Raw genomic sequence first — 23,034 nt, 5'->3', positions numbered from 1 at the left:
CACCACCGTACGTACGGTTCCGTATACGGCGGTTCAGGTTACACGGCTAAGCCGGTTTATCGTATCCAGTATCGAGACCAGCCCGAGTTGATCCCAGAGTTTCTTCGGTAACGCCTGATTCATATGTGACGCTCCCGAGCTCCACCATGGGCCACGGCCATTGGACGCTGACTTGCAGGCGCGCCCTTCGTCGAGCCCCAGACGCATCAGGTTACGCGCCCTCGTTGAAGGCTGCTTCCATTGACGCCAGACGATACAGCGCAGCTTGTGACGTATCCAGCCATCAAGCTGCTCCATTGCGCGCTTGCCCTGAGTTAACTTGAAATAACCCGCCCAACCACGCAACACGGGGTTTATCCGTTCGATGACGTTCGCCATCTTGCGACCCCGTGCACCACGCAGCAGCTCCCTGAGTCGGTCACGCAAGCGACGCAGGCTCATGGTTGCCACTCTCAGCTTCGGCTGTTGATGCCAGCTCATCCCATAACCCAGGTAATCACACATCCAAGACCCCGCTACTCGGCTCTTTTCCCGATTCAGCGTCAGTTTCAGACGCTGATTCAGGAAGCGCTCGACACCGGCCATCACTCGTGCACCAGCACGAGGAGTGCGCACATAGATGTTTGCATCGTCGGCGTAGCGCACGAAGCGATGACCTCGCCGTTCCAGTTCGCTGTCGAGTTCGTTGAGCAGGATGTTCGACAGCAACGGCGAAAGCGGGCCGCCTTGCGGCGCCCCTTCCTGCCGTCGGCTGACGAGTCCACCTGACATCGTTCCCGCTTCGAGGTAACGACGGATCAACGTGAGCACACGCTTGTCTTCGATTTGACGCGCCACGTAAGCCATCAGGACATCGTGGTTGACCCGATCAAAGAACTTCTCCAGATCGAGTTCCACGCACCAGCGGTGACCCGCTGCCACATGGCCGCGAGCGGTTTCGATGGCTTGGTGAGCGCTTCTGCCCGGACGAAAGCCGTAGCTGTAGTCCGAGAACAGAGGGTCGAAGATTGGCGTCAGCTGTTGCAGCAGGGCTTGTTGGATCAGGCGATCCACGACGCTGGGGATACCCAGTTGTCTTGTCCCGCCTTTGGGTTTGGGGATGTCGACGGCGCGTACACCTTGCGGGTGGTACTCACCGGCCAGCAACCGAACCTTGAGGATCGGCCAATACTGTTTCACGTAGCCCGCCAAGTCGTCGACCGTCATGCCATCGGCACCCGGTGCGCCCTTGTTGCTGACTACGCGTTGATACGCACGCCTGAGATTGGCCGGTGCAAGCACCCGCGCCATCAGCGTGTCCGGCTCCGCGTTCGTCCACGTCACAGACGCCGCCAATACCTGTGCGCTGTCAGCCGTCATCCTCGGATACTGTCCGGGACTCGGAGTAACAGTCTTCTCTGGGAGAAATTTCTGCATTTCGGTATTCAACGAGACTCTGACGCCTACTGGCGGCATAACCTGTTCGGCCCTTGGTGACGAGGTTAACCGCCACTTACTATGGCTTCGGCTGACTTCTGCACGCTCATCCCGTCGCCTCTCGACGCCCGGTAGCACAATGGCAAACGTACAGATCTCCCAGGGTAATTCGCGTGACCTTCCTGCTTATGCCTGTCGGATCTACGTCGCAGCGTTCCGTGCAAGTATTGGGCTTTGGTAGTCATTGCCACCTTACCCCGCTACGCCGCCTGATCCGCTTCCTATTCGTCAGGCCAGCATTTTGCCTCGGGCTTCCTTCAGATTCGCAGTCGCCCGCGACACCCTTGCCTCTGGCTAACACTTCCCCTTGCCGGGTGTGTAGAGGACTTTCACCTCCAAGTCACCAGCGAGGCCACCACAGCCAAGCTGGTTGCGCTTGCGCGCAACGCGCCATGCCTGGCGCACAACTAAAAAAGAGGCCGAAGCCTCTTTCTTTGGTTTCTACATACTTCAATGGAAGTCTATAGAAAAATAATTGGAGCGGGAAACGAGACTCGTATCTGGCGTCCGACCCATTGAAATCTAACGGGTTTCTTTTCTTGCCGAAGCAGGAAAAAACTTAATTCTGGACTTGTTTTTGAAGTATTTCAAGATCCAAGTCTGGTATGACACCAGCGTTGGAGTGGATCAATCACTGCACGCCGCATTCGATGCCCGCGCTGTTTACGCGGGGCTGACCATGGACTTCTAAGGGACATAGGTCAGGGAGCGTTATCGCAGGATGATCCTCCTCTTGGCAGACCTATCGGCGGTTGTCACCTTCTGCCGGTACAGTCTTACCCCCTGAAAGCACCGTCAATGGAATGTTCCATGAGCTCCTGCATTCGTATCAAAGCAAGCGCAAACCCAGCTGATTTCTTCGATGAGGTTATTCCAGAGGAGGTCTTGACCTGAACGGTTGACGGTTGACGGTTGACGGTTGGAGTGATCAATACAAGGCCTGGGACGCTCCCGCCTGGTTCGAAAATGTGAGTTGACGGCCTCTCTGTTACCCTGAATGGGCTTCTCGCTTCTGTTTCCAGCGCGGGTGTCGAGATCCTGAAACACATTTCCCCACAGAACCGACCTGGCTGGTATCGTTCTCGACGATCAGCTTGATATCGCCGAGTTCCTCCTTGGGAGGCGGCGAGCGCAAGCCGTCGAAGAGGTTGCGGGCAGGCGTCGCGGCTTGCCGACGCTGCAGCTGCGCAATGCCTGCCCTGATGGGGCTCAGCGCGGCTGAAGACGCAGCAGTTTGCCATCCTGTTCGTCGGTGAGCACGTAGAGCAGGCCGTCAGGGCCCTGCCTGACATCCCGAATGCGGGCATGCCCGTCCTCCAGCAACTTGTGCTCGGCCACGACCTTACCGTCTTTCAGTTCGATACGGTCGAGGTAACCGAACTTGAGCGAACCGACGAAGAGATTGCCCTTCCATGCCGGCCCATAACGGTCGCTAGTCAGGAAGGCCATGCCGGACGGCGCGATCGAGGGCACCCAGTAATGCAGCGGCTGCTCCATGCCGTCCTTGGCGGTCAGGCCGTCGCCAATCTTCCCGCCGCCATAGTTTTCGCCGTAGGTGATGACCGGCCAGCCGTAGTTGCGACCCGCCAGCGGAACGTTGATCTCGTCGCCGCCCTGCGGACCGTGATCGTTCATCCAGAGGCGGCCGTCCGGACCGAGCGTAGCGCCCTGACTATTGCGATGGCCATAGCTCCAGATCTCCGGCAAGGTACCGGCGCGGCCGACGAAAGGGTTGTCGGCCGGTACCGCGCCGTCCTTCTGGATGCGCACCACTTTGCCCAAGTGGTTATCGAGCTTCTGCGCATCCTCCTTCCGGCTGTAACGCTCGCCCAACGTGACGAAAAGCGTCCCGTCCTTCGCCTCGACGATGCGGCAGCCGAAATGCGCGGAGCTGCTCACCTTCGGTCGCTGACTGAAAATCACCTGCAGGTTGTCGAGGCGCACCATGTTGCTCGACAGCGTCGCGCGTGCCACTGCCGTGCTATTGCCCGCGCCACCAGCGGCCGGTTCGGAAAAGCAGAAGTAGACCATGCGATTCACGTCGAAAGCACTGTCGGTCACGACATCCAGCAGCCCGCCCTGCCCGCCTGCCGCGATCGCCGGCAGCCCCTCAACCGGCGGGCCGATGCTCCCATCGGCACCAACCACCCGAAGCCGGCCCGGCCGTTCTGACACCAAGTAGCGATTTGCCGGCAGAAAGGCCACTGCCCAGGGATTCTCCAATCCGGTTGCCACCCGCTCAGCCCGCACCTCGGCGGCCAGCGCGCTGGCAGCAAAACCCATGGCAAGAAATGCTGGGACCAGAACCCACTCAAGTTTCAGATTCATGTCTGTTCCAATGGTTGATTTGACAGCCGCTAGCACACCCTACGAAGAAAGATATAAATTAGTAAATCTTTGTGCTACGCATGTGCATCCAGATATTTCTCTGCTTTTGCGATCCCGTTCATGCGCCGAAGTTTCTGCATCGTGAAAGCGCCCCCCTGCGTCCGAACGCCAATGGCGGGAGGCTTCGACGCCAGGTGTTTAGGCAAGGCACCTCAAGTCGGCGGCTCGCTGAACTTGGCGACGAACATCTCTATGAAGCTCGGTGATCCGGCGAGGGTCAGCGTCACTTCGTGCCAGCCTCCCAGCTCGACGGTCACTGCAGGTCGTGGTCCCACAGTACATGCCCACTGAGGTATTTCATCTCGCCCCACCGAGAACGCGTGCGCCACGGCGCCCGTGGTAACGGAGCCTGCGTCAGTCAGCGCACTTGGTCACGACCCTGCCGTCGACCGACGGATGTACCGGAAATGGCGCCATGGCCTCGAACACGCCGTCGCGTCGCACCAGCGCGTGGAACAGAGCGGCCCCGAGGTGCAGCAGGATCAGCGCGAAGAAGCAGAACGAGAGGAACTTGTGAGCGTTCCACAGCCAGCTGTGCAGGCCGGCGTCGGGCGACACGATGGCGGGCAGATGCAGCCCGGCGACGAGCACCGGGTAGTCCGCCGCCGACAACATGGCCCAGCCAAGCAAGGGCATCGCGAGCATCAGCACATAGAACGCGACATGCGAGAGTTTGGCGGCGAGCTTCATCGGCTCGGGCATGTCACGCGGCAGCGGCGGCGCACCAAGGCGCCAGCGGACGATCAGGCGCAGCACCGCGAGCACGAGGATCGCAATGCCCAACGGCTTGTGGATCGAGACCAGCATCAGGTACGCGGGCGTGATTGTCGAGACCATGCCGACGCCGATGAACAGCATCGCGAGGATACAGATCGCCATGCCCCAATGAAGCGCCCGCTGCAACGGCGCGAATTGCTGGTTGACTTGGCTCATGGCTTGGCTCCGGCGGTGGTGGTGGACGGGGTGCGCGGATAGTCTTTTTCTTCGGCGGTCCGGCGGTTGTACGAGACCGAATAAGCGGCCGAACGTGCGGCGGGGAAAGGGTCGTCGGATGTGCGCATGCCGGCCGGCAGCACGGTGGGATCGAAGTTGATGTCGCGGCATGAGCCATCGGCCTCAGGCTGAATCTTCGTCACCGACAGGGTGCCGACGCCGACGCTGCGGCGATCTTCCGGCCAAGCCTTGCTCGGGTCGGCGGTCGGGTCGCCCGGGTCGGCGACCATGACCGTCATAGCCCAGCGCTGCGTCGCCTTCGCGACGCGCTCGGTGATGTCGGTCAGCAGGAAATCGGGCTCGCGCTTCTTGAGTTCGTCGCCCGAGACCGGCACAGGTTTGGCGACCGGCTTAAAGGACCAGCGCACGGCTTTGTCTTGGCCCTGCGCGTTGGTGAAGACGAAGCTGTTGATGCCGTTGTAGCGGTCTTCGGCGTACGAGCTGGTGAACGGCGCGCTGCCGGCCCACTGGCTAAACGCGCCGATCTCGGGGTGCACAGCGGCGAAGTTCTTCAACGCATCCGGATGGCTCTTGTCGGCAGAAGCCACCTGCAAATCGTAGAAAGCCTGCGGCGTCGCGACCGGAAAGAACGGCGCATTGATCATCGCGGAGCGCCACTCCTGGCCGTCGGGCGTTCGGATGCGCAGGCTCAGGGAGCGCACGCGCGCTGTGCCATCGGGCGCTTTGAGGTCGGGCGAGGCGAGGTTGAAGCGGCCGGTCACAGGATAGGTGCCGGCGGCGAACATCTGTGCCTTGGACAAATCGCTGCCCGTGCCGTTGGCCTCGAAGGTACCGGTGAAGCAGATACCCTTGGCATGGGCGCGGCGGAAACCGAGAGCCGGTCCTGCGGGCGGCGCCAGCACCTCGACGATCTTGGTCGGCGTGAGGCGTGCGGGTGTCAACCAACCGGCTGTGTATGCGAACGCGGCGCCGACGGCGACAACCACCGCCGCGATCAGTACGAGCGGCCCTAGAAAAGACTTATTGGAGTGAGGATGTCGCTCGTTCATCGAAATTTCTTCCGGAGTGCGGAGTGGAGAGTTCTGTAACGAATTTAACGCTTTACTCAAAACCTTGTGCGAAGTCGCTACGGCGCTGAAGACTTCTATACGCACCGGCCAGCAACGTTACGTTGCCGCCGGCCGCGCGGCTCGGCGAAGAAGAAGCAGTACAGGTGGCGACGATTATTCCCCCAGGCAAAACTGCACAGCGAGGTGATGGTGAATCTGCATCCGGGCTCCAGAGTGATGCTCTGCGACGCGTTTTGTCTGCCCCCCTCAACGGGATGCCGGCTTCTTTGATTTCTACCGTGCCGACCTGGAAGTACGCTGGCCGGAGATAGCGAGGATGACACAGGAACGCGCCACAACGTCGTCGATCAAGACGGAACAAGCGACGCACTGAGCGAGACCACCCCCGTAATCCCCATTGCAGGTATAGTTTGTTCCCGTCATACCGATTTCGTCACGAATCACCCACAGCAGCGGCTGTGTCGCCCTCAGCTTCGACCTGATAGGTCTTATCGTTAATCTGAAGCTCCATAACTCTTCAGCCATCTTGGCTCTAAAAAGCGCTATTAGCGGGGCGTCGCTTAATGGCTACCTATACATGGTTTGAAAGTATCACGAGCTTAGTGGGCTCAAACATGCAGCCACGTGCTAGGCCCTATGAATAAAAGTACGCAATACAAGAAATCACCGCGCATCGATGGCACATCAACACAGTGATTTAGTGCCCGCTCAACTACGAGCGAGCACGACTCACAACTAAGTAACATGCTTGAGACGATTACCGTTACCGATTCAGGGCTTTGCATCTTTTCTTTTGGAAAAACCTACCGGCCCACAACCTGGATGAAGTATTACTTTTCGGCCTGCGGCTAATTTTTCAAGTGGTCTCTTGCCCCTACAGACCTGAAGAACGGGTTTAGAAGCAGCTTCAGCAGGAAGCGCCGGAACGGAAACAGAGGTTGTGATCTCTCTTTCGACGCAGCCCAACAAGCCTTGACCAAACAAGCTTTCACATCCGTTAAGCACTTGGCCGATGTTCTCTACAAGGTCTCGTCCATCGCCTGTCCCAGACCGAGTCACTCGAATCGGCTACCAACGCAGCCTGCGGCGGGTTTTCCGCCGGTCATATAGCGAGGCTGAGCTGATGCAGGCGGACCGAATACTTCCAGGTACGGGACTCGATGATCAATGGTCATCGCAGCGTGGTGATATGTCATTCGAACAAGCATGAACTCATCGGGGTAGGTTTCCATTTCGAACCGCCTGGGACCTGGGGGCGCGATTATCCAATAGCGTGCATAGATGCTTGCAATTTCATGGGATGTTTTGAGGCAGTGACAGGCATACATTAGTTGGCAAAGCCAATCCCGACGCGCTACGCCATTTGCGAAACGAATATTCCCCATGGTTGTAAAAGTCTATGACCCCTACGCCGACGACAAGCCCTGCTGCTCGACGGGTATTCAGGCTGGCAGGAACAATCTCAACTTTATGTAAGGCAAGCACATGCAACTGACACAGGAATGGGACAAGACTTTCGCCAAGAGCGACAAGGTGGACCATAAGAAGATCACCTTCACGAACCGCTATGGCATCACCCTAGCGGGCGACCTGTACCAACCGAAGAACGCCAGCGCAAAGCTGGCAGCTATTGTCGTCTGTGGCCCGTTTGGCGCGGTGAAGGAGCAGTCCTCCGGGCTCTATGCGCAAACCATGGCCGAGCGCGGCTTTGTCACGTTGGCCTTCGATGCATCCTACACCGGGGAAAGCAGCGGTGAGCCGCGCAACGTCGCCTCGCCAGACATCAACACCGAGGATGTGAGCGCGGCAGTGGATGCTCTTGGCCTGCAACCCTCCGTTGATCGCGAGCGAATTGGCGTCATCGGCATTTGCGGTTGGGGCGGCATGGCGCTGAATGCCGTGGCCTTGGATAAGCGCGTCAAGGCGGTTGTCGCCAGCACCATGTACGACATGACCCGCGTCATGTCCAAGGGCTACAACGATAGCGTGACCCTCGAACAGCGCACGCAAGGGCTCGAACAACTGAGCGCACAACGTTGGGTCGACGCGAAAAATGGTGCCCCTGCGTACCAGCCCCCCTACAACGAACTGAGGGGTGGTGAAGCGCAGTTCATGGTCGATTATCACGATTACTACAGCACAACCCGCGGACACCATCCGCGCGCGGTCAACTCGGGCAACTCGTGGACGATCACTACACCCCTGTCGTTCATGAACATGCCGATCCTGACCTACATCGCGGAAATTTCTCCACGCCCGGTCCTGTTCATCCACGGTGAAAACGCCCACTCGCGCTACTTCAGCGAAACCGCTTACGCGGCCGCGGCGCAGCCGAAGGAGCTGATGATCATTCCAGAGGCCAGCCACACCGATCTGTATGACCGTGTGGACGTGATTCCTTTCGACAAGCTGACGACCTTCTTCACACAGCACCTGGCCACGGCGGCAGGCGTCGCTTGACGCATTGAGGCGACCGCATCCTGGCGAGCAAAATGCCACTATGCGGCTGACCTGGCTGGCTCGCCCTACGGTATGGACTCATGCCACTCAACACTTCTGACTTTCCAGTGGGGATCGCAACCAGAACTGGCAATAGACCACTCGCTGAGGAGCGTCTTCGCCATATTGCTGCGTGAATTCGCGCTCGATACCTGCGAATTCACGTGCAGGCGCGGCAACGCGTCTGGCCCATTTTCCGCATTACAAGGAGAACAACATGAATTGCGAAAACGTTGACGTCGGTGCAGGCGACACTCTCTCCTCTCTTGGCGCTGCAAGTCGTAGGCATTCCTGGCACCGGCGGGCCATGCAACAGCTTGGAATGCCGCTGCTTCTCCTTGCACTGTGCAGCGGCCATCCCGCCCACGCCGCCAGCACTGCGCTGCCCGAGGCCGCTGAGCAGGATGTCACTCAAGCACCCAAGAAATCGGATGAATCACGCCTGTGGATGACCGTCGGGGAACGTCGCTTCGCCATCACCCTGGTCGACAACGAGGCCACTCGCGCATTCGCCGCCACGCTGCCGCTGACACTGGACATGGAGGACCTCCACGGAAACGAGAAGAAAAAAGAACTGCATGACGCGCTGCCCACCAGTGAAAGCCGGCCCGGCACGATCCGCAACGGAGACCTTATGCTTTGGGGATCGCGCACCGTGGTCATCTTTTACAAGACCTTCGACTCAGCTTACTCATACACCCGTCTGGGCCGCGTAGACGATCCGACTGGCCTGGCCCAGGCGCTCGGCCGTGGCGATGTTCGGGTGGTGTTCTCCCAAGAGCAGCGTGCGCTGACAAAGTAGTCTCCACGCGCTCAACACCGACCTGAGATATCGCCTCATCATCTGCTGCGCCTCCTTCGCAGCCCGAATCCAGAGAGAGAAATCATGATCAAAGACAAAGTAGTCATCATCACCGGCGCATCGTCCGGAATCGGCGAGGCAACCGCCAAGCTGCTCGCGAGCAAAGGCGCCAAAATCGTGCTCGGTGCGCGACGCGAAGACAAGCTCAAGCAGATCTCGGACGAGATTCTCCTGAGCGGAGGCCAGGTGGTTTATCAGATGCTGGATGTGACAAAGCAAGAGGAAAACGACCGCATCGTCCAACTGGCCAAAGAAACATTTGGCCGTGTGGACGTCATTTTCCTGAACGCAGGGCTGATGCCGAACTCACCCCTGTCCGCACTAAAGACCGAAGACTGGCACCAGATGATCGATGTCAACGTCAAGGGCGTTTTGAATGGCGTGGCAGCGGTGCTACCCGAGTTCCTGGCACAGAAGTCTGGGCACGTCATCACCACCTCGTCGGTGGCGGGGCTCAAGGCGTATCCGGGCGGCGCCGTCTATGGCGGGACGAAGTGGTTCGTGCGCGACTTCATGGAAGTCCTTCGCATGGAATCCGCCATGGAAGGCAATAATATCCGCACCGCGACGATCTACCCGGCCGCCGTCAAGACGGAACTGCTGGCGACGATCAGCGATAAGCAGGCGCTTGACCAGATGCAGGACATCTATGACAAGTACGGCATTTCTCCAGACCGGATCGCCAACATCGTAGCCTTCGCGATCGACCAGCCCGATGACACGACAATCAACGAGTTCACAGTTGGCCCTGCGAACCAGCCTTGGTGAGTGCACTGCAGTCACGCAAGGCGTCCGACAGCCCATCACTGTCCTGACAAGGAGCTTTCATGAAGACCGTACCACTAGGATCAACCGACACTCGGGTTCCCAATGTCGTCGCGGGCATGATGCGCATTGCTGGCAGCACCGATGACCAGATCCGCGCGCTCTACACCGCGGCGCGCGAATCGGGCATCAATTTTTTCGATCACGCCGACCTCTACGGATTCAACCATCCCGGCGGTGGCCCGCACCTGTGCGAACGCCGGTTCGGCTCAGCGCTGCGACTCAGCAGCGCTGAGCGCGAGCAGATCTTCCTCCAGTCCAAGACCAGTATTGTCGCCGACCCGTGGCACTACGATCAGTCCTACGAGCACATCGTGGCGTCGGCCGAGAGGTCGCTGAAAGCGCTGGGTAGCGACTATCTGGATGTGCTACTACTGCACCGGCCCGACGCACTCGTGGAGCCGGAAGAAGTCGCCCGCGCCTTCGACCATCTGGAGTCCACCGGCAAGGTCCGCGCGTTCGGGGTTTCCAACCATACTCCCCGTCAGATCGATTTGCTCAAGACCGCCGTGCCCCACCCGATCCTGGCCAACCAGGTCCAGCTTTCGCTGACGCATTCGACGATCGTCGCCCAAGGCCTGTCGTCGAACATGACCGGATTCGACGACTCAATCACTCGTGACGGTGGCGGCATCGTAGACTACGCACGGATTAATAAAATCACGCTGCAGGCGTGGTCTCCGTTCCAGAAAGCCTTTCAGGATGGGGTCTTCTTTGACTCTCCCGACTACCCGCAGCTTAATGCCGAACTCAAACGACTCGCTGCGAAGTACGACGCCACTCCGACCGCGATAGCGACCGCCTGGATCACTCGTCATCCCGCCGGCATCCAAGTGGTACTGGGCACCACGAGACCCGAGCGCCTCGTCGAGGCAGCCGCGGGCTCGAATATCCCGCTCACCCGCCCCGAATGGTACGGGCTTATCCAAGCGGCTGGCCACAACGTTCCCTGAACGCACCCAAACGTCGAAAGTAGCGCCTTGATTGCTAGCCCCACAACGGCGTTAACACCAGAGTTCTGCTTGGATCATGCACGCCGAAGCGTAATGATCGAAAACACGGACCACCTTTTCACGAACCACTTCTCCCCGACGAGGACTCCTTGTGTATGGCGAGGGCCTTGGCCAAGCCCTCACCATACTCTCTCAACGCATCTGCAGGATGATCGGGTTGCTGCTGGCCGGATTGGTTCGTTCACGCAGTTCCTTCACCTCGTCAGCCTTCACTGCGCCTCCCTGATTACCCCATGACGTGCGAACGAAAGTCAGTACATCAGCGACTTCCTGATCAGAGAGTTGGTTGCGGTATGGGGGCATGCGATACGAATCCGGAATGCCATTGGCAACGACACGTTCGGAACCATTCAAGGTCGCATTGATGCTCGTAGCGCTTTCCTTCACCATCGATGAAGATGCGCCTGCCAAAGGAGGTATCCATTGCGCCTGCCCGCTGCCATCACTGCCGTGGCAACTGCTGCACTTGGCCATGTAGTTGACTGCCCCAGGTGTCGACAACTGAGGTTGTTCAGCCGTCTGTATGGTAGCGGGCTTCCATGGCGGCCCGTCACGCTTTGGGTCGCCCGGCAACGACACTAGGTAATGCGCAATGGCTTTCAAGTCCGGGTCGGACATGTATTGCGTCGAGTTGTTGAAGACTTCCGCCATAGTGCCCACGACCACGCTGTGAGCGTTACGTCCGGTTTTCAGATAGTCGACGATCTCCTGCTCGCTCCAGCGCCCCAATCCAGTGTTCGGATCCTGGCGCAGGCTCGGCGCGTACCACCCATCGAGCAGCGAACCGCTGAGGAAAGTAGCGCTGCTTTCATCCAGCGACTTCTCGTTCATCGTCAAGCTGCGTGGGGTATGGCAACTGCCACAATGCCCCGCGCCCTGGACGATGTAGGCGCCGCGGTTCCACAGCGCATCCTCTGAGGGCTTGGCCTGATAGGCACCGTCATCGACAAACGCGGTATTCCACAAAGCCAGCGGCCAGCGCATGTTGAGCGGCCAGGGGATATGGCTTTGCTGGTTCTGCTGCTGCGCCGGCTTAACGCCGGCCATGAAGAACGCATAAAGCGCCCGCACATCATCGTCGCTGAGCTTGGCATAGGATGGGTAAGGCATAGCCGGATACAGCCTATGCCCGTCAGCCGCGACTCCGCTGCGTACTGCGCGATCAAAGTCGGCCAGGCTGTAATTACCGATGCCTGTTTGTTTGTCCGGGGTAATGTTGGTGGCATAGATTGATCCCATCGGGGTCGCCATCTCCAGGCCGCCGGCAAACGGCGCACCTTTGGGCGTGCTGTGGCAGGCCACGCAATCGCTAAGCCTGGCGACATATTCACCACGCTGGACGAGCTGTGCATCTGCCGAGGGTGCAGATGCCTCATTAGCAAAAGGCGAAAATGGCGTGCGATTGACAAACCAGCCCAAGCCAGCTGCCACGACGATGCCTGCTGGCAGCAGATACTTTATAGTTTTATTCACGAACCATTCCTCATCAGGTGTCGAAGCGGTACTGCGATAGAGGCATGCTGCGAATTCGTTGACCGGTCAGTCGCGAGACGGCGTTAGCAACCGCCGGTGCCACCGCAGGCAGAGGCGGCTCACCGATTCCGCCCATTGGCGCACCACTCTCCACCACACGGACATGAACCCTGGCCATCATTTCCGGTGTGAGGATGCGGTAGAGGTCGTAATTGCGCGCCACCGGCGTACCACCTTTGTAGATGGCTTGTTCGATCAGGGTTTGAGACAAGCCAAGGGCCACGGCTGAGTTGACCTGAGCCTCGATGATCGCGGGATTGACGATGCTACCCGGATCGATTGCCTGCCAGATATCGTGAACCTTCACGGCTCCGTTGCTGATGGAAACCTCTGCGATCACCGCCGTTTCGGTACCAAATGGCGATGCCATCGCAACGCCCCTTGCTCGCTTGGTGCCATCCGGCGCAGTGAAAGGCCCTCGCTTCCACCCTCCGGAGAGATCGGCCACTGCTTTGAGCAAGTTGCTCAGCCGCTCGTTGCCCTGCAGTAGCTTGGCCCGCAGCTCATAGGGGTCCTGCCCCCCGGCATCCGCCACTTCATCCAGGAACGCTTCATACATGAAATCATTGATGGAGTTTCCTACTGAACGCCAGTAGCCCAGCATCACCGGGGTCTGCGAGTACAGTTGAGCGATCCGACGATGGGCAATGGCGTATTTTTTACCGGCCAGGCCCTCGACGGCGGTCGGGTCGATTTTGTCTCCTTGTTTGTTAGCGATCCCCTCGGTTGGCCCTTCCGTGGCACTGATTGCTTCAAAGGCCACCGGCATGCCTTGTTCATCCAGGCCAGCGCGAAAGCGCACCACAGCTGAGGGGCGAAGCACGTCACGCAAAAACTCTTCCTCGCGACTCCAGATCACCTTGATCGGCCGACCTGTGAATTGAGCCAGCTGGATGGCCTGAGGGTAAGGTGATGAATTCGGGTACAGAAAATGCCGGCCAAAAAAACCACCCAGCAGCGGTGAGTGAAGAGTGATTCTGGAAGGGTCCAGGCCGGTGCGTTTGGCGACGTCGGCTAAAAACAGATCAGGGGCTTGGTTCGGCAGCCACAAATCGAGATTGCCTTCAGCCCCGAAGCGCGCCAGGGCCGAGGGCGGCTCCAACTGGGCGTGGTTGAGGTATTGGGTATGATAAGTCGCGCTGACGATTTTCTTGGCGCCGGCCAGCCCTTGCTGCAGGTCGCCCTCACGTTCGGCCTCATCCCCAGCGTCGGTGGTTTTACTCAGTTGCTCCGCATAGGTCTGGGTGTCGAAATTAGCCGGCATGTAGCGCACGGTTGAATCGCCACCCGGCTCCGTCCACTCCACTTGCAGAGCCTCGACGGCACGCTTGGCCACCCACCAGCGTTGCGCAACCACCGCCACTGCCCCTTCAAGACGGTGCACCGAATGCACGCCTTTGAGGTTTCTGATCTGATCCTCGTTGCGCACCAGCCCCACTTGCAGACCCAGGCGCGGCGCATGCTGTACCGCGGCGTGGAGCATGCCTTCGACACGAGTATCGATGGTGTATTGCGCCTTACCAGTGGACTTGTCGTAGACGTCTATTCGCTGGACCGGCTTACCGATCCAGCGGAATGTGGCAGGGTCGCGCAGAGTAACGGTTTGCGGATCGGGAATGGGCAAATCGAGCGTTAGCGGCGCGAGTTCACCGTAGGTGATCGATCGATTGGAAGCGGCATGAATGACCCGCCCTGGCTCGGTAGTTAGCTGCGCCAGAGGCACCTTCCAGTGGGAGGACGCGGCCTGCAATAGCATCAGGCGCGCCGATGCGCCCAGTCGGCGCATGGTCATGTAGCTCGCGCGCATCGACCGGCTACCACCCGTGAAGCGCATGCCACCTTCCATGACTTTGAAGTCACTCCCGGGCGCCGCGTTCTCCACCAGAAAGCTGGCTGGATCTATATCGAGCTCCTCACCCACGACCTGTGCCATGCCCGTGAAAATACCCTGCCCACCCTCGATAAAGGGGCTCTGCAGGCGAACGGTATTATCCGGACGAATCTCCAGGAACGCCGGTACACGGGCGCCAGGCGGCAATGCCTGGGCACGCTCGGCAGCACGCAACGGGCCAAGGGGAATTCCGAAGCTGATAACAAGCGCACCCGCCGTGACGCCAGCCGATGCCTGCAAAAAACGGCGGCGAGAGACGTTCACAGGTTGCGCGTCGGAGAGTACGCCGCGCTCGGCGATTGAATCATCCAGTTTTGACATAGTGTTCCCCTGTGTTTGCATTCAATGCTCGGCCTGGCAGCAGACCAATCCCTGCTCCATTAAAGGTGGTCAGGATTAGCCGTCGGCATTGTCACCAGGCACGTCGCAGCTCAGTCGAATTGCGCGTGCTCAAGCACCAGCAAGCTCATCGACAGCAGTCTTGATCGCGTTATAAGTGCCGCAACGGCAGAGATTCGTCATGGCGGCAGCAATATCGGCTTGGGAAGGTTTGGGAATGCGCTGCAACAGCGCAGTGGCGGCCATTACCTGGCCAGACTGGCAATAGCCACACTGGGCGACTTGATGCTTGACCCAGGCGGCCACTACGCGCTTGCCCAACTCGTCGTCTTCAATGGCTTCGATTGTGCGAATCTGTTTGCCCTTTACACCTTCAACCGGTGTAACGCATGAGCGAAGCAGCACGCCGTCCACCATGACCGAACAGGCGCCGCATTGCGCCAAACCGCACCCGTACTTGGTTCCGGTCAGGCCGATATCGTCGCGAATCACCCATAACAATGGTGTATCCGCATCCGCCTCAACCTCATACACAGTGCCATTTACGTTGAGTTCCATTGTAAGAATGCCTCGATTGAAAACAGTGTGAAAAACCTGGCCGAGCACGACCTGCGGATAATCTTTGGCAACTGACCATTCGCAATAACAACAACTGCAACGTCGTTTTTTTAGACGAGCCTTACCCTACTGGGCTCGTCCGTGGCACAGCAAGCGAACCACGTGAGCAAGCTCGCAAGGTGCTATTAATCAGATGAATAAATACTCTCTTCAAACAGCAGGCGTGCCGCGCCAATCATCGGTGCGGCAGCGTTTGGTCTTGGATAGTCGTATCAGGCCTTCAACGACGGCAGTGCTGCGGCTTCCTCGTCAAAGCCATAGACCGATTTGATTTCCAGATACTCTTGCAACCCGAAAACACCCATCGAGCGGCCAATGCCGGATTCCTTGTAACCACCCATAGGCGTCAGCGAGTTAGTCGGCGCCCCGTTAAAACAAACACGCCCGGCACGCAGGCCGCTGGCGAACTCATACGCCTTGCGCCGGTCCCCACCGAATACATAGCCACCCAACCCATAAGGCGAGTCATTGGCTATTTCCAATGCCTGCGCCTCGGTGGAATAAGGCACCACCACCAAGATCGGCCCGAAAATCTCTTCCCGGCAAATAGTCATCTCCGGCGTCACATCGACGAACACGGTCGGACGGGTGAAAAAGCCACGTTCGAAGCCTTCGGGGCGCCCCAGTCCGCCAACAATCAGCCGTGCACCCTCATCGATGCCCGACTGTATGTGACGCTGGATGCTGTTGAATTGTGCCCGGCTGACAATCGGCCCCATGGTCGTGGCGGGATCTCGCGGGTCTCCGAGACGGAATCGGTTTGCTTCGTCAACCAGGAACGGAATGATCTGCTCTACCTGGCTTTCATGCACCAGCATGCGACTCGGCGCGTGGCAGGATTGTCCAGTATTAAAGAAGCCGCGCTGAATGTTCCAGCGCGCGGCCTTTTCCAGATCGGCGTCTCGCAGCACGATATTCGCCGACTTCCCGCCCAGTTCCAGACACACGCGCTTGATGGTGCGTGCAGCTGCCTCGCCTACCTGCGCACCGGCACCGGTCGAGCCCGTGAAGGAAACCATGTCGACATCGGGATGCCTCGACATCGCCTCGCCAATCACTCGCCCCGAGCCGTTGAGCATGTTGAAAACGCCCTTGGGTACGCCCGCGGCATCCAGCACCTCTGTCAGCAAAATAGCGCTGACCGGAGAGTTGATACTGGACTTGGATACGACTGTACAACCGGCGGCCAGCGCATAGATCAGCTTGATGACGGTTGTCTGGATCGGCCAGTTCCAAGGCGAGATCAGTGCGCAGACACCCAGAGGTTCACGGCGAACGATCGTATTGCCAATTCGAGCCTCGAACTCGTACGTTTTCAACAGGTCGCGAGCGACCTTCATATGTTCGATTGGCCCCATGACCTGAGCACGGGCGCTGCAGGGAATACCCACCTCTTGCGCAATGGCCTGTACAAAATCATCGGCGCGCAATTCGTAGGCTTCGATGATACGGTTGATCAGGTCGTAACGCTCATCGAGGGAAGACTGCGAATAGCTTTTGAATGCACGCCGAGCTGCGGCCACGGCAGTGTCCACCTCTTCAACGGTCGCCATGGCGACCGTGGCAAACGCTTCTTCGGTAGTCGGATCAATCAATTCCTGGCGCTGGGAGGTCGCGGCCTCTACCCATTCACCGTCGATATAAAACTTCGCGTAATCGTGCATCTTGCTGGTGCCTCCAGTTGTTGTTATTCGGTGAGGATTTTCGTGACACGCGGCAACAAGGTACCCGCCGATTCAACCAACAGTTTCGACCGGCGAACTGCTTGTCCGGCGAGCCATTGCATCTTCACGAATCAGGTCGGCGGCTTTCACACCGATCATGATCGACGGTGCATTGGTGTTGCCCGACGTGATGAATGGCATGATCGAGGCATCCACCACCCGCAGTCGCTCGATACCGCGGACACGCAGTCGTTCGTCCACCACCGCCATGGCGTCGTTACCCATCTTGCAGGTGCCGCCCTGGTGGTGGGCCGAATTACCGGTTTCGACCAAATAGTTGTAGATATCTTCATCGGTACGAATGTGCGGGCCCGGCAATTGTTCCGAAACCACGCGGGACTTGATGGGCTCGCTGTTCATGATTTTGCGTATCCAACGCACACCACTGATCACGGCATTGATGTCGTAATCACTGCTCAGGAAATTTGGTGTGTAATCGGCCGGGTCCGACGGGATGGTCGAGCGCAGCGTCACTGATCCCGTGGTGCTGGGACGCAACTGATAGACCGACACCCCGAGCCCAGGATGCTTTTCAACGTCAACCGTGCCGTCGGGGAAGTATTGAAAGGTCATGGGCCGAAAGCTGATTTGGAGATCAGCATAGTCCTCGTCCGGACTACTTTTAACGAACGCCGCGACCTGGGAAGAGCCAAGGGCAAGATAACCTTTGCGGGTCATCAGGTAACGAAAGCCTTCCCAATACTTGCGCAAGCCTACGAGGTTGGCGTTGTACGAGCTGTCTGGGGTGCAGCGGAACGCTGTGTGAATATAAAAATGATCCTGCAGGTTTTGCCCTACTCCCGGGGAGTTCAGAACTTCGGGAATTGCGTGCTTTTCCAGTTCAGACCTTGGGCCGATGCCCGACAGCATCAGCATCTGCGGGGTCTTCAGCGAGCCTGCTGACAGAATTACTTCGCGTGCCGCATAGATACGCTCCAAACGGCCACTCTTCAGAACCTCTATACCGACAGCGATGCGCCCCTCGAATAAAACGCGCTGCAGTTCGCATCCGGTTCTAACCGTCAGGTTCGGCCGTTCGATGACCGGCTCGATAAATGCCCGATAAGTCGACATCCGTTGCCCATCCTGGATGTTGTGCTGCATGAAACCTACGCCATCGTGCAAGGCGCCGTTCATGTCCTCGGTCACCGGGATACCGATACGGTTAGCGGCCTCTATAAAATCGTAGCTACTCTTTTCCTTGACGACCGGATCACTGATCCACAGCGGACCATTCGCTCCGCGATATTCATCGCCGCCCCGCTCGAAGTGCTCCATCTTTTTGAAATACGGCAAGACATCTTCATACCCCCAGCCTGGGTTGCCCAAGGCACGCCAGCCGTCAAAATCCTTTTGGTGACCGCGGATGAATACCATGCCGTTGATGGAACTGGATCCACCGAGCAATTTGCCCCTAGGCCAGTACATCTGACGCCCTTGAAGCTTCTCCATTGGCGAGGTGCGGAAATTCCAGTTCAATGATTTATTGAAATAGAGCTTGCCCATTCCCGCAGGCGTGTTAACCCAGAAACGATCTGAAGCAGGTCCCGCTTCGATGAGCAGGATGTTGTTCCGGGGATCATCAGACAAGCCGCGCGCAACTGGACAACCCGAAGAACCAGCGCCAACCACGATGTAGTCATAAATCTGCATTGCCCAACTCCTCGCGCTATTTCCCGACGCGGGAAGTGCCTTTGAACAGCCGGTCAAAACGCTCGAAGCGATAAGCCCATTCGGGCCCCTGGTCCGTTTCGTAGGCCAACACTGCAGAGAGCATCGCAAAAGGCTCTATATAACGGGCAACCTTCAGAGCGCCTGTGTCCACCGGATCAAACCCCACCTGACTGATAAGATCCGCAACTTTGGCTTTGCTGGCTTCGTCATCGCCACAGAAGATCAAACTAGGACGTAGCGCCTCGCCTCTGGCCGCGAACACATCGAACAGCACCTCACTGGGCGTCGACTGGAAGGCCGCGACGACATGGGCCCCAGGAATCATCTGTGCCAGCGTTTCCGCACCGGACATCGTGTGGCCGATGACAAGCTCGGTGTCCTCTGCGTTTAAAGGATTGCAGCAGGTCATGACGATTTTTCCGCTCAAGTCATCCACTTGGCTGAGGACGTCAGGCACTTGAAGCCAATGCACGGCCAAGAGGACCAAGTCAGCGTTGAAGGCCGCCTCTGCCGGCGTGCTGGCCTGTGCATTCTTGCCTGCCGACGCAGCCAGATCGGCAAGTTTCTGCTGACTACGCGAGTAACTGAAGGAGACCTCATGGCCAACCCGGGCAAACATGGTGCCCAGATGACTACCCATTCGGCCGGAGCCAAGAATTCCGATTTTCATGAAAGGCCTCTTGTTATTTTTTCGATTAAAAACACGGATGACGCTCGAGTGAAAGGCGCGACGGCGAATAGAGGTATGATCAAAACTGATTAATCCTCTCCACGATTGTCATGACCGACTCATGAACATAGATTCTTGGAGCGGGTGCTTGAGCTGATACAGTATCCGCCCCCACGTAGAGAATGATGAATGGCAAAGGAACACTACAGCGACCTGCTTGCGCTCATTGCGGTTGCACGAGAGCAAAGTTTCACGCGGGCGGCCTCCCAGCTGGGAATCTCTCAATCGATGCTCAGTCATAGCATCCAGAGATTGGAGGCTCGGGTCGGCGTACGTCTTCTCACGCGAACGACCCGTAGCGTATCCGTCACCGAGGCCGGTGAACGTCTGCTCCATACCGTGGAACCGCGGTTGCGGGAAATCGAGACCGAACTGATTGCCGTGGCTGAACTTGGCGACACCCCCGCCGGTAACATTCGCATCACGGCAACCGACCATGTCATTGAAACCGTGCTTTGGCCGAAATTGGCGAAAGCCCTGCCAAAGTACCCGCAAATCAGCGTAGAAGTGGTTATCGACTATGGCTTGACGGACATCGTGGCCGACCATTTCGACTTTGGCATCCGGCTCGGGGACGGGTTAGCAAACGGGATCGAAGCCGTTCGTATCGCTCCCGACATGCGCTTTGTCATGGTGGGCGCTCCGTCCTACATGGAGTCTCGTGCCATGCCCACCAGACCTCAGGACCTCATGGCACATGAATGCATAAACATGCGCCTGCCGACACGTGGCGGCCTGTACGCGTGGGAGCTGGAAAAGGACGGCCAGGAGATCAATACGAGAGTCAAAGGCAGACTCGTATTCAACGGCATCAATCAGATTTTGGATGCCGCTGTATCGGGTTTCGGACTGGCCTATGTTCCCGAGGACATCGCCCATCCCCATCTGGTTGACGGCACTCTGGTTCCTGTCATGCAAGCCTGGTGGAGAACATTCCCGGGACTGCACCTTTACTACTCCAGCGAGCGCGAGAAGTCCCGGGCAATGCAGGTCCTGATCGATGAGTTACGGTACCCCGGATAGTCACCGGTGCTCTGAGCCCTTTCTTTTTCGCATCTGAATTATTCGCCATCATTCATAGGCGCTTTCGGATTCAGATCATTACAGATCATCCTTAGCCCCCTATCATTTCGTCTCAAGCAAGTCGCGATGAGGCAGTGTCCCATCGCCCGCTGGGGTCGCCCCCTGGTTATTTCCCTTTCATTATTCGTCCATTCGCACGGTGCCCCTAGATGTCGAGGGCGTCATGTGTTGGCTATTTCACAGGAACACCGATGACTACCTCAACTTTGAATACGGCCCAGATTGACAGCCGGATCTGGAGCGCCGTGGGGTCTTTGACACTCTGCGTAGCTCTGCTGATCGCCGCAGAATTCATGCCGGTGAGCCTCCTGACGCCCATCGCCAACGACCTTCACACCTCACAAGGCATGGCTGGCCAGGCCATTTCCATTTCCGGCTTCTTTGCGGTGGTGGCAAGTCTTTGCATAGCCTCTATCGCTGGACGCTTCGATCGACGTCATGTCCTGGTCTCGATGACCCTGCTGATGCTCATTTCGCTAGTGGTCATCGCTTTGGCGCCGGGCTTCACTTGGTTGATGATCGCCAGAGCTTTTCTAGGCGTCGCAATCGGTGGTTTCTGGGCATTGTCCACCGCCACTGTGCTTCGGATAGTCCCGGAGGAGGCTGTGTCCAAAGCCTTGGGCATGATCTATATGGGCCACTCAGTGGCCGCTGCGTTTGCCGCACCCATTGGGGCCTATGTGGGAGGTCATCTGGGGTGGCGCTTTGTGTTCGCGGCGCTTGTACCGATTGTCATCATTAACGTGATCTGGCAATACAAAAGCTTGCCCGCAATGCAGCCAGAAAAAACCATTCCCCTTTCCAGGCTGTTCGGGGTGCTGAAACGGCGGAACGTCATGTTCGGTCTGCTGGCCGCCATGCTGACGTTTGGTGGTACGTTCACCGCTTTCACTTATTTGCGGCCATTTCTCGAACAGGTTACTGGCGTCGGCTCCACTCAACTGTCGGTTTTGTTGTTGAGCCTGGGCATAGCCGGTTTCGGTGGTACGTACATCGTCAGCCGACTGCTGGAAAAACAATTCCTCTTCCAATTGTTGCGCTGGCTTCCGGTGGCGTTGGCTGTCATGACGGTGGCTCTGGCCGAGCTGGGCTACAGTTTCGCAGCCGCCGCCATCATGATGTTTGCCTGGGGGATGTTGTACTCGGCCATCCCAGTGTGCTGGTCGACCTGGCTCGCCAAAGAGGTAAGCGATGAGCCCGAAACTGGCGGTGGACTGATGGTTGCAGCTATCCAGATGGCGATCATGGTCGGAGGCGCTTTCGGTGGCAGCTTGCTAGATCATGTATCGGTGACAGCCCCGCTGATTGGCGGCAGCGTATTGCTCATCCTGGCAGCGTTAGTCGTTGGGAATGGCGGGCGGCTTACCCAGTCCACGCCCGCCCGATAGCCTCTTGCGCCCAAGCCGTCGCTATGCATCCGCTACCTCAATAACAGCGGTGCATCGTCTTTAAGCACATTCAGCAGTACTTGCGCCGCCGGCGACAAATAGGCGCCGGTTCGCACGAAAACGACAATCGTGCGTTTCATTGTTGTTTCCTTGAGCTTGATCTCCCGAAGGTGCGTCACACCCTTTACGTCTTCGAGAGTCTTCCGGGCCAGAAAGCTGAGCAGGTTGGTTTCACCAATCAGGCGTGGCAGCAAGGAAATCGAGGTCGTTTCGATCTGCACCTGAGGCAAAGGCAGGTCTCTGGACTGAAACGCATTGTCTATCCAGCGCCGGGCCGGCACGGCGGTGGCCGGCAGCACCCACCGGTACTGACACAAGTCGCGCAACTCATAACCTACGCTGAACAGCGGATGGTGACGGCTGGCGACCACTACCGCCTCATCGTCAAACAACGCATGAAACTCCAACAAAGGATCTGCTTCGTACTGCGGGCAGATCACCATGTCCAGCCGCCCGGAAAAAAGCGATTCGCGCAGTAAGTCGTCCTGCCCGATCACCAGGTTCAAGGTGATCTGCGGCGCACGTGAAAGCAGAGTCGCGGTCAGGTGCGGGAGTAGGTGATCAGCCATGGAAGCAGCGCAGCCCAGGCGAATATTGCCCATCACCCCGTTGGCAACATCACGTATCTCTCGCTGGGTTTCGGCAACGCTCTGCTGCAGCTGTTTGCCACGCACCTTCAGCAACTCCCCCACTGCCGTCAGCTTGATCCGACGCCCGTCGCGTTCGAACAGCCGGGCACCTAGCGACTCCTCAAGTCGTTGGATGCTTTTAGTCAGCGCCGGCTGACTGCGGTTGAGCTTTTGTGCAGCCCTGCCCAGATGGCCCAGCTCGGCGATGACTTCAAAATAGGCAAGGTCACGCAGATCCATATCTATCAACCAAAGTTATCAATCAATCGATATTAGAA

The 23,034-nt window shown here is 58.2% G+C and carries 17 protein-coding genes and 2 pseudogenes; 7 read left to right on the top strand and 12 right to left on the bottom strand.

Annotated features, from left to right (window positions below; genetic code table 11):
- Positions 1-33: 33 nt before the first annotated feature.
- From ltrA to HU749_RS12120, 4 genes are all read right to left on the bottom strand, one after another.
- Positions 34-1,455 (bottom strand): group II intron reverse transcriptase/maturase, encoded by a 1,422-nt coding sequence (gene ltrA, locus HU749_RS12135; RefSeq protein WP_052967978.1) that lies wholly within the window; start codon positions 1,453-1,455, stop codon positions 34-36.
- Positions 1,456-2,685: 1,230 nt separating this feature from the next.
- Positions 2,686-3,804 (bottom strand): PQQ-dependent sugar dehydrogenase, encoded by a 1,119-nt coding sequence (locus HU749_RS12130; protein WP_202888921.1) that lies wholly within the window; start codon positions 3,802-3,804, stop codon positions 2,686-2,688.
- A gap of 414 nt (positions 3,805-4,218) precedes the next feature.
- Positions 4,219-4,797: a cytochrome b gene (locus HU749_RS12125; RefSeq protein WP_079303444.1), complete on the bottom strand. Its 579-nt coding sequence runs from the start codon at positions 4,795-4,797 to the stop codon at positions 4,219-4,221.
- Positions 4,794-5,867: a catalase family peroxidase gene (locus HU749_RS12120; protein ID WP_079302860.1), complete on the bottom strand. Its 1,074-nt coding sequence runs from the start codon at positions 5,865-5,867 to the stop codon at positions 4,794-4,796. The genes HU749_RS12125 and HU749_RS12120 overlap by 4 nt, the downstream gene beginning before the upstream one ends.
- Positions 5,868-6,041: 174 nt before the next feature.
- Between HU749_RS12120 and HU749_RS29210 the strand changes: the two are divergent.
- Positions 6,042-6,192 (top strand): annotated as a pseudogene (locus HU749_RS29210) (urease accessory protein UreD); the annotation flags it as partial.
- 14 nt (positions 6,193-6,206) lie between these two features.
- Here the strand turns inward: HU749_RS29210 and HU749_RS12115 are convergent.
- A pseudogene (locus tag HU749_RS12115) lies at positions 6,207-6,399 on the bottom strand ((2Fe-2S)-binding protein); the annotation flags it as partial.
- 974 nt (positions 6,400-7,373) lie between these two features.
- Here HU749_RS12115 and HU749_RS12110 point away from each other — a divergent pair.
- The 4 genes from HU749_RS12110 to HU749_RS12095 all read left to right on the top strand — a co-directional run bounded on the left by HU749_RS12110 (position 7,374) and on the right by HU749_RS12095 (position 11,027).
- Positions 7,374-8,348 carry an alpha/beta hydrolase gene (locus tag HU749_RS12110; RefSeq protein ID WP_013692848.1) on the top strand — a complete coding sequence of 325 codons (975 nt, stop codon included), beginning with the start codon at positions 7,374-7,376 and terminating at the stop codon, positions 8,346-8,348.
- Positions 8,349-8,604: 256 nt separating this feature from the next.
- The gene (locus tag HU749_RS12105; protein ID WP_225919159.1) at positions 8,605-9,189 is read left to right on the top strand and encodes a cyclophilin-like fold protein; all 585 of its coding nucleotides are present in this window, start codon (positions 8,605-8,607) and stop codon (positions 9,187-9,189) included.
- Positions 9,190-9,273: 84 nt separating this feature from the next.
- Positions 9,274-10,017, top strand: a complete 744-nt coding sequence (locus tag HU749_RS12100; protein WP_079302863.1) for an SDR family oxidoreductase — start codon at positions 9,274-9,276, stop codon at positions 10,015-10,017.
- Between the two features lie 59 nt (positions 10,018-10,076).
- Entirely contained in the window at positions 10,077-11,027 is a 951-nt protein-coding gene (locus HU749_RS12095) for an aldo/keto reductase (RefSeq protein WP_186652257.1), read from the top strand.
- A 192-nt stretch (positions 11,028-11,219) separates the two neighbouring features.
- Here HU749_RS12095 and HU749_RS12090 read toward each other — a convergent pair whose 3' ends face one another.
- The 6 genes from HU749_RS12090 to HU749_RS12065 all read right to left on the bottom strand — a co-directional run bounded on the left by HU749_RS12090 (position 11,220) and on the right by HU749_RS12065 (position 19,536).
- Positions 11,220-12,560 carry a c-type cytochrome gene (locus HU749_RS12090; RefSeq protein ID WP_186652255.1) on the bottom strand — a complete coding sequence of 447 codons (1,341 nt, stop codon included), beginning with the start codon at positions 12,558-12,560 and terminating at the stop codon, positions 11,220-11,222.
- Positions 12,561-12,573: 13 nt separating this feature from the next.
- Entirely contained in the window at positions 12,574-14,832 is a 2,259-nt protein-coding gene (locus HU749_RS12085; RefSeq protein ID WP_186652253.1) for a xanthine dehydrogenase family protein molybdopterin-binding subunit, read from the bottom strand.
- A 129-nt stretch (positions 14,833-14,961) separates the two neighbouring features.
- Positions 14,962-15,408: a (2Fe-2S)-binding protein gene (locus HU749_RS12080; RefSeq protein WP_013692840.1), complete on the bottom strand. Its 447-nt coding sequence runs from the start codon at positions 15,406-15,408 to the stop codon at positions 14,962-14,964.
- A 272-nt stretch (positions 15,409-15,680) separates the two neighbouring features.
- Positions 15,681-17,132 carry an aldehyde dehydrogenase family protein gene (locus HU749_RS12075; RefSeq protein WP_079302868.1) on the bottom strand — a complete coding sequence of 484 codons (1,452 nt, stop codon included), beginning with the start codon at positions 17,130-17,132 and terminating at the stop codon, positions 15,681-15,683.
- 72 nt (positions 17,133-17,204) lie between these two features.
- Positions 17,205-18,845 (bottom strand): GMC family oxidoreductase, encoded by a 1,641-nt coding sequence (locus HU749_RS12070; protein ID WP_079302869.1) that lies wholly within the window; start codon positions 18,843-18,845, stop codon positions 17,205-17,207.
- 16 nt (positions 18,846-18,861) lie between these two features.
- Entirely contained in the window at positions 18,862-19,536 is a 675-nt protein-coding gene (locus HU749_RS12065) for an NADPH-dependent F420 reductase (protein WP_079302870.1), read from the bottom strand.
- 189 nt (positions 19,537-19,725) lie between these two features.
- On the opposite strand from HU749_RS12065, the gene HU749_RS12060 reads away from it, so the two are divergent.
- Together HU749_RS12060 and HU749_RS12055 are read left to right on the top strand one after the other, a co-directional pair.
- Positions 19,726-20,619, top strand: a complete 894-nt coding sequence (locus HU749_RS12060; protein ID WP_079302871.1) for a LysR family transcriptional regulator — start codon at positions 19,726-19,728, stop codon at positions 20,617-20,619.
- A gap of 251 nt (positions 20,620-20,870) precedes the next feature.
- Entirely contained in the window at positions 20,871-22,067 is a 1,197-nt protein-coding gene (locus HU749_RS12055; protein WP_176167050.1) for an MFS transporter, read from the top strand.
- 32 nt (positions 22,068-22,099) lie between these two features.
- On the opposite strand, the gene HU749_RS12050 is transcribed toward HU749_RS12055, so the two are convergent.
- Positions 22,100-22,996 (bottom strand): LysR family transcriptional regulator, encoded by an 897-nt coding sequence (locus tag HU749_RS12050; RefSeq protein WP_186652251.1) that lies wholly within the window; start codon positions 22,994-22,996, stop codon positions 22,100-22,102.
- Between the last annotated feature and the right edge of the window lie 38 nt (positions 22,997-23,034).

Source organism: Pseudomonas ogarae (assembly GCF_014268695.2).
In the GTDB taxonomy this organism is placed as follows: domain Bacteria; phylum Pseudomonadota; class Gammaproteobacteria; order Pseudomonadales; family Pseudomonadaceae; genus Aquipseudomonas; species Aquipseudomonas kilonensis.
This window is presented reverse-complemented; position numbering and strand designations above follow the sequence as displayed.